Source organism: Ruegeria sp. CL7 (assembly GCF_056536445.1).
Window position 1 is genome coordinate 1 of record NZ_JBQFPQ010000013.1, and the last position, 13,564, is coordinate 13,564.

Below are 13,564 nucleotides of genomic sequence, written 5' to 3' on the forward strand. Positions count from 1 at the left end.
AGATTGGCGACGTGTGGCAACCCGATACGACAGGTGCCCAAAGGTCTTCCTCTCAGCCATCGCACGGGCGGCTACCGTCATCTTTTTGGCTTTGAATTCTGACCCTAATGGCCAGTCTTAATCAACCCAGGTACTTATCCAAACCTTGATTTGTGTCCATAAGATCGCGTGGAAACTCAAGGGCATATCACGGGCGCTACTTGATCGGATTCATCGAAGGCTGCGGAGAGAAATCGCGATGGTTGGAAACACAATCTTCGTGCAGCCATTCAAATCGGTAGGTGGGTATGTTGGCGGGTAGCTGGTAAAAACCGCCAATTTTTCCAATGGATTCAAAGTGTCGGGCGACACATAGTTTTGCCACTCACGCTTCACTAAGCTATTGATTTCGCTTTAGCTACCATTTCAACAGAGCACACGTTTTTCCATTTGCGTCTCAAAGGTCTTCCATCATGTCCGCTGAACTCCACGAGAGTCTCTATTCGCCTAACGTGCGGAATATATCGAGAGAAAACCCAAAGCAAAAATCGCTTTCAGAAAGCGATGCCATTCTTTTTGAACTTTAAGAATGGTCTTTTATCGACTGCCTCCGCCACTACTGCAGTTGTAAAATGTCCGGAACGCAAAGCTGTCTTCTTGCCGGCATTTTGTCCGCACCATCCGATCGTTTCAGCCGCTTCGGACCGTCTTTGACCTTGATCTTCGGCTTTGCTAGTGGACCCTTCAAGGTCACGGGCCAAGGGCTCTTCGAAAGAGGTTCGCCAATCTTGCGGGGCTGCAGATTTAGGTCCAAAACCTTGCCCGCCACATTAACACCGCCAAAGACGACGACTTGGACATGATCTGTCTCCAATGTGGTTTGTTTCGTCGAAATACTTCCATTTGAAATACTAATCGGCGCGCGCAAACATACAATTGGAGCAACCTTCTGTTTCTTTTTGGTAAACACCCAAGGTAGCACCCCCAATCCTGCCAGATCTAAAAGCTGGGTCTCGATCGAGCCATCACGCATTGAAACTGTGGCATTGCCGCTCATGCTATTGGCAAAATGCTTGACTGAATCGGTCCCGCCGGTCACCGAAAAATCTGCATAGATCGTACCGCTTGCGCCCTTTTTGAAGTTCAGGCTGTGAAGAATTTCATCCAGTTGCCAGCCACCTGCCTTGCCGGTCAACGTGAGCAGATGTGCGTCGTTCGATAGATCTATTTGCCCACTGACGTCGAAATGAGCGCCTCCGTATTCAAACTTCAGTGGTCCTGCCTTAAGCGCGTTTTTGTTGAGCGTCACTTCGCTCTGCAGACTGCTGATGCCCTTGGCACCTTCGATGTGCCGAAGGTCAACGTCGACATCCATATCCATGCCGGACAAGAGAATTGAGCGCCCGATAGGTTTAAGCGTTACATCTCTTAACGCGCCTTGGTTGCCCTCGTCTTCTTTCTTAGGTTCTTTCTCTTCCGGATTTGGGCCGCCTAATTTCCGCAACTGTGCGGCAGCCTGAACGATAGTTCGGATCTGATCTATCATTATCAGGTCACTCTCAATGGAACCCTGCAGCACCGGGTCGCTTGTTGCATCATCAAGATCGGCCATAATCTGCAAGATAGAGTCGGCGACCTCAACATTGGCACTCGCGTTCCAATCAGTGCCTTCGCTAACAAGATTGATTTCAAGGCGAGCCTGCCCGGTTTCCACACGTTCAAGCGATAGTGCCTGCAAAAGATCCGCTCCGGATGGAACTGCGACATCAATTGCCAAATCCAGGTCCTCGAATTTGAGTACATTCTCGACAGTGCCATGCACCTCAAGGTTCCAGACGTCTGTATCGCTTGTCTTTCCATCCAAGTTCGTCAGCGAAAGCTGATTGATGTCGCCGTTCAAATGGAAGTCACCGGAAAACCTGCCAAGCTGGTCGTCTGGTCCCAACAATTCTGGCGAGATCAAACTGCTTGCCGGTATATCCACTAGGCCTTCTGCTGAAATGCCTTGCAACTGAAGCGCGTCATCGACCGAACCGTTCAAAATGATAAACGGATCGGCTGGGTTGCCAATTCTAAGGTTGATGTTTCCGACTTTTAAAGCGCCTTCTGGTGTTCTGGAAAGCTCGGAGAACTTAATCGGGGGCGGGCCTTCGCCGGACGTGTCCAACGTGAAACCGTTGGTCTTAATGACCATTTGTCGCTGCGGCACCTGCCCAGGCACGCTGTCGATAACCATGTCGACTGCGATAAGTTTAAGATCATACCGCGAGGCGGCTGGGGCTGGTTCCGCATCTTCTGGGTACAACCTAATTCGGGTTGTCAGGGATACGTCTTCTGGGTTTCCCAACTCTCCGATTTGTCCCGTCAGCGAAAGGCTTTGCCCACCATCCAATTCAGTCAATACAGCCAGGTCATCAATCCGGGCTACGCCGTCGACTGATTTGAATGCTGCACCAATACTCCCTGAACCCTCCAGAACGCGATTGAGTTTCAGGATATCAAGAAGCTGACCAAGTTCGGCAACCTCTATGGTCGTATTCACTTGTAGCCCGTTCTCTTGAGGGACTTCCTCGGCGGCAATCGCAATCTGATCGAAGTTCACCGCGACCTGAAACGAGTCGTCCGCAGGAATGCTCGCGTTCAGAGTAAACTTCTCTCCGTTTAGTGCACCAGCCCCAACCGCGGTCACAACGTCGGTTTCCGTATCACGCTTTAAATTCAGCTCAGGAAGCTGCAGATCCAGACCAAGCCCGTTTAGATCGTTCTGGTAAAGAACGGTGACGTCGGTCAGGTCAATTTTGTGGTCCGTTAGAATTCCAGCCACAGACAGGTTTGCAGGTTTGGCCGGATCCCTGGCTCTAGCGCCCGTTTGGGAAGCGGACTGCCAGTTTCCGACACCGTCTTTGTCCGTGATCAAGTTGAGGTGAACACCCGAGAGAGAAAGCTCACTCAGCGACAATTTTCTGTTCCAAAGGTCGCGGGCAGAAATTTTGAACTCAAGTTTATCGATTGCTGCCAGATTCGCTTCGGCTCTGATCGCGCCGGGTAGTACCAATCCCGCTGCTGATACATGCAGTTGCCGACCAAGGCCTAGACGCACTTCATCATCGATTAACACGTCCTGACCAAGTTTCTTCGAGATCAGGTTTTCAACAAAAGTGGCTCTGACAGAAGAAAACAACGCAGAGGACAGGAAAAGCCATGCCACAACAACCGCGACGAACGCGACAGCGCAACAAACCATGACACCTTTTGTGATGAACCGCACGCTTTTCTCCTAAGGTTCTGATTCCTTTTTTGGGCAGACTAGACCATTAAAGCATCATGTTAATGGAATGTGTGGCTTCTCATTTTGCTGAACCCTAAATGACCTTGACCATTTAACCGACTGCTCTTGCGGAATTGGTCGGGCGGCTAAGAAACGGTTAAAGGACTAAATTTAGGATGTGCTGCTGACCCAGTTTCAAAATAGCTGGCTTGAAACGCGTTTAACGATTCGTAAACGGGCACATTGCATTAGCTTTGATTACTGCGACCCGACGCCCAACCAAACTAGTGGCGGCTAAAATACTTCAATTCCCTCATCCATCTAATTACTGTTATATGTGAATTATTCAAACGATGGGGACACAATGAATTCGCTAACTAGAATCACACGTGGGATTGGTGTTGCTTTCAAGGATGGTAGAGTGAAAGGCCTTCTTGCCTTTACAGTCGGAATGATTTTATGGGCCTCGGCCTTCTACCACTTTGTCGAAGGTTGGAGTTGGCTCGACTCAATCTACTTTTCTGTCGTGACCATTTCGACCGTAGGGTTTGGTGACTTCTCACCCGAAACCGCGGCAGGGAAGATCTTTACGATGGTATACATCATTGTAGGTCTCGGTGTCTTCGTGACTGCAGCAACCACAGTGGCGGATACAATCTTGTCCCAAGACGACAAAAAAGCGGACAAGTAGATTATCCCAATTTGGCCAACCCGAACTCATGCCCAGGCATTGATTTGACTGGGCATCTCAAGCCGTGGCCCGGATTGATTTGTGTCTTCAAGCTGATAGATGACCACTAAATTCTAAAAAAATATACATATTAGGTTTTTTGAGTGTAACATTCAAAAAAAGTTCACGGAGGGATGGAATGGAAAAGACTCAGGACGCGAAGATTGTCGACCTCGCAATACGATTGCTTTTTCTCGGATTATTCCTTTACAGCGCCTTGGTCATGGTGGCCCCGCTTGCAAGTGTGGTTATCTGGGCAACGATCCTCTGTGTGGCGCTTTACCCGGCATTTGATTGGCTCCAGTCCAAGCTGGGAGGGCGGAAAAAACTTGCCACAACGATCTTGGTTTTGTTGGGCCTTGTTCTGACCCTCGGGCCAGTCGCAACTGCGGTGTCCGGGGCTGCTGAACTAGGGTCCGAGTTTGCGGAACAAGCAGACAAGGGTGAGTTGAAAATCCCCCCTGCCCCTGAGGGGATCAAGGAACTACCACTGATCGGAAGCAAGATTGCCGATGTCTGGAGTATGTTTGAACGGAATCTGGACGGTGCGCTTGCAAAATACGGCGCGCAAATCCTTGAAATCACCAAATCGCTCTTCGGAAAGGTGTTGGGCATTGGTATCGGGCTTCTTGGCTTAGCTCTGTCCGTGTTGATTATGGGGGCATTGTTCAGCCCCGGGCCAAATTTGGTCCAGGGTCTTCAGCGCTTTGCCAACCGTGTCTTTGCGCCGCGCGGCGGTGAATTCGTGACACTGGCAGGCGCAACGATCCGAAACGTTACAAAAGGCGTGATTGGCGTAGCAGCCATTCAGGCAGTTTTCGTTTGGATACTGTTGGCATTGTTTGGGATTTCTTCGGCCGCCACGCTGGCATTTATCTGCCTCATACTCTCAATTATCCAAATCGGGCCCGGACTGGTTCTGATACCAGTTATTATCTACGCATGGAGTTCTATGTCCGGTGGAACTGCTTTGATCTTCACCATATTGGCCGTTCCCGTCATGATAATGGACAGTTTCCTAAGACCCGTGTTCATCTCAAAAGGCCTTGAGACTCCCATGCTGGTCATCCTCATCGGTGTTCTCGGAGGTATGATGGCGTACGGGTTGATCGGCGTTTTTATGGGGCCGGTACTCTTTGCTGTCTTCTATGAGCTGTTCAAGGTTTGGATTGATACCTCACCTGAAGCCGAGGGCACTGTCGAAGGTGCGACGAAATGAGGAAAACGATATGGACAACCCTGGCTGTCATTCTGATTTTCCTTGTCTGGTATCTGGTCGCTGATCGAAAAACACCTTTTACCGGGAACGCCAGAGTAAAAGCTGTGGCCACCCAAATCGTGCCTCAGGTGACCGGAACGGTAACGGAAGTCTTGGTAGAAAACGGCCAAATCGTTTCGGCAGGTGATGTTCTGGTTCGAATAGATTCCAGACCCTACGAAATCGAGCGTTCAAAGGCGGAAGCTGATCTTGAAGCGGCAACCCAAGAGGTGGGTGCGTCTTCGGCAGAGGTAAGTGCGGCACAAGCCAAACTCGCAAGGGCGCAGAGCGATCTGGATACGATGCGCATTCAGACGGAACGTGTATTTGCGCTCGAAAAGAAAGGGTTGATTGCCGTCTCAAAAGCCGATGATGCACGAGGACAACTGGCAGAATCCGAGGCAAACTTTGAGAACGCAAAAGCTGATCTGGAAAAAGCAAAGCAAAGGCTTGGTGACGATGGGATTGAAAACCCGAAAATCCAGCGCGCACTGGCGGCCTTGGCGGATGCGGAACTGAACCTTGAATGGACCGAACTGCGTGCTCCTGCGACAGGTGTCATTTCTAATCTGCTGATTGCCCCCGGAACGTATGCGCGATCCGGCCAGGATCTTTTGACGTTTCTGGATGCAACCGACGTCTGGATCGAGGCGTATTTTACCGAGAACAATCTGGGAAGAGCTTCAATAGGGTCTCCGGTTGATGTGGTGTTGGATATGCATCCAGGTAAGATTGTTCCGGGCGTCATTGAGAGCTTTAGTGCTGCTGTTTCTTTGAGTGGCAGTGATGAGCCAGGGCAATTGGCGAGCCCGCCAAGCACCAAGGGATTTTTGCGGGAGCCCGAAAGGTTTCCGGTCAGGATTGTTTTACCCGGCTATGAAGCTGGAAGTGCCGAAGACGATCTTCGCTTTCAACTGAACGGGCAGGCCGATGTAATCATGTATCTAAGCGACAACTCGTTGCTGAACCTCGTAGGCCGCGCCTACATCCGCGTGGTTTCAATCTTCTCCTATGCATACTGAGAACCAACGCTCTGTCACCCGGCTTGCGCTGGGTGTTACCGGTGTATTTGCATTGGGCCTGTTTCTCGGGTGGCCACTCGCCATCATTGGAGCGGTTTTCACTGCCCTTTTTCTTCAAGCGCCTGCCGCATTGCCTTTGGCAGCGTTCGGCAAGCTGTTTGTCTTCTCGATTGGATTGATGTTCACTTCATTCCTGCTTTCCTCAATCTTCTCACCATATCCTGTTGTGTTCCTGATCCTAGTGGCGATTGGAATAATCCTGTCTTTCATATGGTCCGTTTCCGGTGCCGGAGTATTGCCCGGTGTCATCGCCCTCATGGGAGCGTTGATGATCCCGAACTTGGTTTTGCAATCACAGGATCTGGCCTTGGTGCTCGTGTATTGGATACCACTGAATCTGCTGTTTGCAGGCTTTGTATCGACGCTGATGTTCGTGTTGATACCCGCTGCACCTCAAACGGCACCTCAAAAGAAAGCTGCAACATCGCCGGACTTCGACTCACATCGCCGAATAGTCAGGATGTCTCTGGTCACAGTGCCCTTTGCTATGGCGTTCTTTATTTCTGGCGCTTCTGCTTTGTTGGTCCTGTTTTTTGTCGCCCTGCTGAGCCAGCAACTTGCGGCAATGCCTGCTGCAGGCAAAACAGTTGCAAAAGCTATGCTGACGGCAAATCTACTTGGGGCCGCAGTATCCATCATTTGTTATGAAATAAACGTAATAGCTCCGGTTATTCTCACCCCCGTTTTGCTGTGTTTTTTCTTTTGCCTAACACTCGGAGCACTTGGAAAGTCAAAAGTCCCGCTCGCCGCCGCCGCCGGTTCCGCTATTACGACAGCTCTGATAGTATATGGCGGTTCGGTTGCACCATTTTCAGACGAGGCTGACGTCAAGAGCATCACTCGCGTATTGCAAGTTGCCAGCGCCGCGTTTTTCGTAATCATCGCATATGTTGTGGTAGATGAGTTTTGGCCGGAGAAAGAGCGCCAGGCGACTCAATGAAGTTAGTTGCGACAAAACTGGGCGCTGAAACCAGCAGAGTTCCCAGTTTGACCAATTTTCGCAACCACCGCACGAGTTGCAGCGCCATAACAAACCGCAAACACCGCAGTAGTGGTTTATTGTGAAGCGATCTCTGGTTGAGTGCCCGACCTGTTCTCACGTACCTTCGACAATGGCATTTCAAGCCTTGGCAAATTCCTTAACGATGTACCGCAGCAAGTTATTACCCTCGTCAATGAGATCGTGGCGATCTTCTTTCTTTGTCACCACAGCTGCCCATGCCATTTGATCTTTGACCCAGCCCCTTGATCCGGGCCGTTTGGATGTAGAATCCGTTCCTGTTTTTTTCTCGTGACTAGGTTGCGGTCAAGGCCTGCTGAGCGGAGCCTTTGCGTAGCTCAAGCGAAGCAGACCGGGCGGCACGGTTGAGATTGGCGTAAACGGCCGGTGCCAGTCCGCCAAGCGATGTGTGTGGTCTCTGAGTGTTGTAGTCGATCCTCCAGGTTTCAATGATCTTTCGGGCTTCTGCGAGATTGCCGAAGATATGTTCGTTCAGGCATTCGTCACGCAGTCGACCATTGAAGCTCTCCACGAATGCGTTCTGCATGGGCTTGCCTGGTGCGATGTAGTGCCAGCCAACGCCAGTGTCTTGGCACCATCGAAGAACGGCATGAGATGTCATTTCCGTTCCATTATCGCTGACAATCATGTCCGGCTGGCCACGCCTGCGGATCAGATCATCCAGTTCACGGGTCATCCGCGCGCCTGACAACGAACGATCCACGACAGTTGCCAGTGCCTCTCGGGCGCAGTCATCAATGATGCACAACACACGGAACCGCCGACCATCCTCAAAGGCGTCGGACACAAAGTCAAACGACCACCGCTGATTGGCCCGATCCGGCACAAGAATAGGCCTTCGCGTGCCCAAAGCTCGTTTGCGCGACCGACGACGGCGCACAGCCAATCCTTCCTCACGGTAGAGACGAACAGCTCCTTGTGGTTCACTTCAAAGCCCTCTCTGGCCAATAGGATGCCCAAACGCCGGTAGCCGAACCGACGACGTTCGTTCGCCAGTTCGCGCAAGCGCTTGCGCAAGGCCGCGTCATCCTCGTCCTGTTTCTGATACTGGAAAACAGACCTGTGCAGGTCGGCCAGTTCACACGCCCGACGCTCAGACAAATCGTGTCGATCCATCACGTCTGACACGGCCCGTCTTTTGACATCGGGCGTCAGTAGTTTTTTGTCGCGAGATCCTTCAATGCCGCATTGTCGAGCATCGCATCTGCCAGCATGCGCTTCAGGCGGTTGTTCTCATCCTCAAGTGCACGCAGCTTCTTGGCATCCGACACGTTCATCCCGACGAACTTGGCCTTGTATTTGTAGAACGTTGCATCGCTGATCCCGTACTTGCGGCACAACTCCTGTGCTTTAACTCCAGCCTCGTATTCCTTGATCATTCCAATGATCTGTTCGTCCGAAAATCTGCGTTTCATAGTCCATCCTTTGCTTGGACGGATTACTAACACTTCAGTGGCCTGATTTCAGGTGGTTGGGTCATGAGGCAAGTGTGGTGAACAGCTGTCCAGCAGTGACCGAGGATATTCGTTAGTTTTGGCAAAATTCAAACTAACCAGTTCAGCCAAAGAAAACTCGGCAAATCGTCGTTACGCGCACGCACCTCAAGTGAGCATACCCAAGGTCATGAAAAATGCGACCAGGTCCAACCACCTCTGCCCAATCCGATTCCGGCATCAGCCATCACCGACTGGCACATAGCGAACCAACAAAAAACGAAGCGTCTATCACCAATGGAACGACTATGGCTGCCAAATGGCAAAACTATGTGTCGTCCCACAAGGAATGTCGGGCGACACATAGTTTTGCCATTCATCGACATCTAAGCCTTTGATTTTAAATTTCCCTAGAATAGCACGAGGCACGAGTCTTGCCATTTGCGACTCAAAGGTTTTCCATCAAGCTTAAGCCATCGCATAGCGGCAATTGCCCTTCTGTTAAACAGTTACAGGCAAAAGCCGTATGCACAGGCGGATCGCACACTCCAAATTGATCTAGGTGGCAACGTGCGAAACATCCCTGTCCGGCGAGTATATGTCCAAGATGTTCCAATGTCCGGTCGTTGGTGTTGGGTTGTTGATCATTGGGACATCAAGAACGGTTGGTTTGCCGCTGGCGATTGCCGCTTCCAATGCGGGCAACAATTCATCAGCAGCACTGAGCCTGTGCCCTTCTGCACCATAAGCTTTTGCAATATCTGCATAACCCGGTCCGTTTGCGGGTGCGGCGGCTGATCCGGGGAACGTGGTTCCATAGGTCAAACCGTAATGAGCTTTTTGAAGGCCTGCGATCGTTCCGAAGGCGTTGTTGTTCATGACCAGCCAGATGATGCCCAGATTGAGTTCGACGGCCGTTGCGAGCATCGACGGGTTTTGACCGAAGCCACCATCGCCAACTAAACTTAGTACGACTCGATCAGGTGCTGCCAATTTTGCGCCGATCGCGCCCGGAGGGCCAAAACCCATCGTCGCGAACCCGCCCGGGGTCAGTATTGAGCCAGGGGTCAGGATATCGAATTGCTGTCCGACACCGTTCTTGTTCCACCCAACGTCCGTGGTGATGATGGCATCCTCAGGCAGTGCCTTGCGGGCATCTGCCAGAATGCGCTCGGGCATCATCGGAAAGGCTGATGAGGTCGCCATTTCCACATTGCGCGCTTTGAAGTCCGTCCGAAAGTCAGCGATCTTCTGCTCCAGCACGGGGCGTTGGAGGCCCTCCGGATACATCTCGCGGACGACCCGGTTGAGGACTAGTAAAGCGGCCTTGGCGTCAGCAACGACTCCGATCTCGGTGGGGTAGTTCCGGCCGATCTCCTGCGGTTCAATGTCGATATGAATGACCTTGGAACCGGGGATGTTGAACGTATAGCCGGGGTACCAGCTGGAGCAATCGGCCTCTTTGAACCGAGTGCCCACGGCAAAGATGTAGTCCGCATTCAAGCAGGACTGGTTGACCAATTCGGTGCCCCAAAACCCGGTCATTCCCAGCACAAGCGGATGGTCGTCTCGCAACGCGCCTTTACCCATCAGGGAATGCGCGACTGGAAGGCCCATATGTTCAACAAATTCTCGCAACTCCTCACTGGCCTGCGCCAACAGGATACCGCCGCCGACATAGGCAACCGGGTTTTCGGCCTGTGCCAGAGCCTCAATGATTTCACGTGCGGTTTCATCGTCAATCGACGGCTTCTTGAGCGCGCGCGTGTTATCGCGGATACGGTCGAAGCTGTCCGAGGGGATCACCTCGGAGAAGATGTCCATCGGCACATTGACCAGCACCGGCCCGGGCTGACCGCTTTCAGCCAGATGGAACGCCTTTTCCAAGATTTCGGCCATCAGGTCGGCGCGATCCACCCGCCAAGCACGTTTGACGAAGGGGCGATAAATCTCCCATTGGGCCGCGTCTGCGTGCAGGTTCACTTCCTGATGCGGATGCTTGCCATAGTAATGCGTGGGAATATCGCCCGCGATCACGACCATGGGGATACAGTCCAGCGCCGCGTTGGCGACCCCGGTGGCACAGTTTGTCAAACCTGGGGAGAGGTGTGACAACACCACCGAGGCCTTGCCCGTCACGCGGGCATATGCGTCCGCCGCGTGGCTGGCGATTTGTTCGTGCCGCACCGTGACAAAATCAATCGGACTTTCGGCCAGTGCAGCCAGAACTGCGATGTTTGTATGGCCACAAAGCCCGAACACATGCTTGACATCACGGCGTTCGAGGAAATCAACGATGTGTTCGGCGACGGTTTTACCGTCGAGTTTGCTTGCGTCCATCACGCGACCTCCTGTCCGTAGAATTCACCGAACAGGTCCGGCTCCGAGGGGCGATCCTCAGGGATCGGACGGCTGACCCAGGTGTAGTTCATCATGTGTTTCATGGTGACGTTTTCATTTGTGATGTTGCCGCCCCAGATGCCGCAACCAAGACTGCTGGTCATAGGCATGCCATTGGTCCACGCACCCGCGTTGGCCTTGGACTGAGGCTGTCGAACCATCATGCGACTGACCGGAGCCAGACGCGCCAACCGGTCGATGTGATCGTCATTGTGGCTGTAGATGCCGCAGGAATGGCCCTTGCCCCCGGTGTTGTAGATCTGGCTGACCGTTTCCAGCGCATCATCGAAAGTTTCGAAGTGATATAGCGCCATTAACGTGGTCAGTTTTTCCTTGGAGAACTTATGCTGCGGGCCGATTTGCCCCTGATTTTCAACCATCAGGAATTTGCGATCTTCGGGGATCGAGAACCCGGCGACCTTGGCCGTTTGCTGAGGCGGACAAGCTATGGTCGGGAACGTGCGGTTGCCCCTATCATCCCACATAGCCGCTTCGAGCATGGCCTTCTCTTCATCCGAACAGAGATATCCACCTTCGGCCTCAAGTGCCTTGATCATATCGTCGTAGACCGAGCGCTGGATGATGATGTTGCCATCTGCCGAGCAGCCAGACCCAAAGTCAGAGGTCTTAGAAATACGAGTGTTCTGAGCGGCAATGTCCAGATCTGCGGTCTCATCGATGACGATGGACGAATTGCCCGCGCCCACGCCATAGGCCGGACGTCCCGAGCTGTAGGCTGCTTTGACCATGGGCTTGCCACCCGTCGCCAGCGTCAGGTCGCAGATCTCCATCAGATGTTGCGTCAATGGGATCGACGGTTTGCGAATGGATTGGAACAAGTCCTCGGGGGCACCGGCAGCACGACAAGCTGCACGCATGACCTCGACCATTTCAAAGGTGGTATGGGCGGTTCGCGGATGCGGGCTGAAGACGACCGCATTCCGGGCGTTCGCGGCGGACACGCCGGTCACTGGTGGAGTCATTGCCGGGTTGGTCATCGGGATCAGGGAGGCGATCACACCGGCAGGTTTGGCATATTTCACCAGACCTTTTTCCTCATCCACCTCGACGATACCCGTCGAGGGTGTGCGCAAGACATCTCGCAGCACCATGTGAATCTTGAAGCGCTTCGCAGGACGCCCTGCGCGATCTCCGATACCGCTTTCGTCCACGCCCTGCTGGGCCAAACGCGTGAAGGTCTTCTCGTTCCCCGCATACCACGCAATGGCCTGAGACAGGCGGTCCAGCCTGTCCTGACCCCAATCCTCGATCTCGGCCATGGCAGCGCGGGCGCGCGCCAGCATATCGGCCGCCATGTTGCGGTCGTTCTCAGTGAGCTCTTTGCCCATGATAATCCTCTTGGTGTTTTGGAATTGCTGCATCGGTCATACGACGCTGAGATCGCGCCGCGCCGAATGTCCGCTTGGCGTGGCTGAGACAGCGACGCGCGTGTTCTTCATATCCCAACTCGGCAACGCGGCTTTGGTTGGGCAGTTCGATGGAATAGTCGACGGGTGGCATCCGTTCGATGATGCCGGTGAAATCGATCCAGCCTTCGCCGGGGTACAGCCTTGCATCACGGGCCAGCTGGATCATGCCTTCGCGCGTATCAGCGATTCCGGGCAGGCAATCTGAGATATGCAGGAAGTGAAAGAGGTCCGAGGGGACGTGCAACAGCTCTCCAAGATCCACTCGGCTGAGGTGCAGATAGAGCGTGTCGACCAGGATACCGCCGTTGGGCTGATCGGAAGCGCGGACAATATCCAGGGCCTCATCCAGAGTGCGCAGGCGGGAAAAACTTGGGAACTCCAGGTCCACCGTTAACCCGTAGGGCGCGGCCAGTTCGCAGGTTTCAGAATAGACGTCGATCAGAAAATCACGATCATCACGGGTATTGGTCCACGCGCTCATGATCATGCGCTTGGCACCCAATTCCCCACCGATCTCAAGAGAAGGCTCAAAACTGCGCGGATCGACATCTTCTGTTATGCGCGCAAGTTCGACATCGAGGACTTTCAAGCCAGTGGTAGAGAGAGCAGTTTTGGTGGCATGCACCTGTGCCTTGTCTATTGGAGATTGAGTGAATTCACCGGGCACATGCATCGGAATGAAGCGGGGGCTGACGGCATCGTAACCGGCCCGCGCGGCGATATAGACCAACTCGGGCGGCGTACAGCCAATCAGCGTCAGATGCGCCAAGGAATAGAGAGAGGGGCTTGCGCCAGCCTCTTCGGGTTTCACCATGAACGACAGCTCCACGTGTCTGCGAATCTTAAATTCATCACACGTAGTAAAAAATATCTGATATTTTTTAAAATATCAACTTTTAATACTGAGCAGGAAATGAAAGCGCCCGGGCAACTGCCCGGGCGTGTTTTACAATCTTGTTGGCA

General features: G+C 52.9%; 8 protein-coding genes and 1 pseudogene. 4 read left to right on the forward strand and 5 right to left on the reverse strand.

All coding sequences use genetic code 11. The features are described 5' to 3' along the window. Positions 1 to 595: 595 nt before the first annotated feature. Positions 596 to 3,247 (reverse strand): AsmA family protein, encoded by a 2,652-nt coding sequence (locus tag ACR0LI_RS19675; RefSeq protein ID WP_480719092.1) that lies wholly within the window; start codon positions 3,245 to 3,247, stop codon positions 596 to 598. Positions 3,248 to 3,668: 421 nt separating this feature from the next. Between ACR0LI_RS19675 and ACR0LI_RS19680 the strand changes: the two genes are divergently transcribed. The 4 genes from ACR0LI_RS19680 (at position 3,669) to ACR0LI_RS19695 (ending at position 7,257) form a co-directional block, all read left to right on the forward strand. Then, entirely contained in the window at positions 3,669 to 3,938 is a 270-nt protein-coding gene (locus ACR0LI_RS19680; protein ID WP_348539562.1) for a potassium channel family protein, read from the forward strand. A 178-nt stretch (positions 3,939 to 4,116) separates the two neighbouring features. Further along, complete coding sequence (locus ACR0LI_RS19685) at positions 4,117 to 5,196, forward strand: AI-2E family transporter (protein WP_171634622.1); 1,080 nt, start codon at positions 4,117 to 4,119, stop codon at positions 5,194 to 5,196. 104 nt (positions 5,197 to 5,300) lie between these two features. Next, positions 5,301 to 6,257, forward strand: coding sequence for an HlyD family secretion protein (locus ACR0LI_RS19690; RefSeq protein ID WP_171634624.1), 957 nt, complete (start codon positions 5,301 to 5,303; stop codon positions 6,255 to 6,257). Next, entirely contained in the window at positions 6,247 to 7,257 is a 1,011-nt protein-coding gene (locus ACR0LI_RS19695; protein ID WP_171725207.1) for a DUF2955 domain-containing protein, read from the forward strand. Before ACR0LI_RS19690 ends, ACR0LI_RS19695 begins: the two co-directional genes overlap by 11 nt. A gap of 355 nt (positions 7,258 to 7,612) precedes the next feature. Here the strand turns inward: ACR0LI_RS19695 and ACR0LI_RS19700 are convergent. The 4 genes and pseudogenes from ACR0LI_RS19700 to ACR0LI_RS19715 form a co-directional block, all read right to left on the reverse strand. Then, a pseudogene (locus tag ACR0LI_RS19700) lies at positions 7,613 to 8,753 on the reverse strand (IS3 family transposase). A gap of 576 nt (positions 8,754 to 9,329) precedes the next feature. Next, complete coding sequence (locus ACR0LI_RS19705; RefSeq protein ID WP_480719093.1) at positions 9,330 to 11,111, reverse strand: thiamine pyrophosphate-binding protein; 1,782 nt, start codon at positions 11,109 to 11,111, stop codon at positions 9,330 to 9,332. Further along, the gene (locus tag ACR0LI_RS19710) at positions 11,111 to 12,520 is read right to left on the reverse strand and encodes an aldehyde dehydrogenase family protein (protein WP_480485655.1); all 1,410 of its coding nucleotides are present in this window, start codon (positions 12,518 to 12,520) and stop codon (positions 11,111 to 11,113) included. The genes ACR0LI_RS19705 and ACR0LI_RS19710 overlap by 1 nt, the downstream gene beginning before the upstream one ends. Further along, positions 12,501 to 13,415 carry a sugar phosphate isomerase/epimerase family protein gene (locus ACR0LI_RS19715; RefSeq protein WP_209834496.1) on the reverse strand — a complete coding sequence of 305 codons (915 nt, stop codon included), beginning with the start codon at positions 13,413 to 13,415 and terminating at the stop codon, positions 12,501 to 12,503. The genes ACR0LI_RS19710 and ACR0LI_RS19715 overlap by 20 nt, the downstream gene beginning before the upstream one ends. Positions 13,416 to 13,564 lie beyond the last annotated feature (149 nt).

Excerpts from the sequence above, each read along its gene's own strand:
- ACR0LI_RS19685 (WP_171634622.1), top strand. The coding sequence starts at position 4,117 with ATGGAAAAGACTCAGGACGCGAAGATTGTCGACCTCGCAATACGATTG.
- ACR0LI_RS19695 (WP_171725207.1), top strand. The coding sequence starts at position 6,247 with ATGCATACTGAGAACCAACGCTCTGTCACCCGGCTTGCGCTGGGTGTT.
- ACR0LI_RS19705 (WP_480719093.1), bottom strand. The coding sequence starts at position 11,111 with ATGGACGCAAGCAAACTCGACGGTAAAACCGTCGCCGAACACATCGTT.
- ACR0LI_RS19710 (WP_480485655.1), bottom strand. The coding sequence starts at position 12,520 with ATGGGCAAAGAGCTCACTGAGAACGACCGCAACATGGCGGCCGATATG.
- ACR0LI_RS19715 (WP_209834496.1), bottom strand. The coding sequence starts at position 13,415 with ATGGTGAAACCCGAAGAGGCTGGCGCAAGCCCCTCTCTCTATTCCTTG.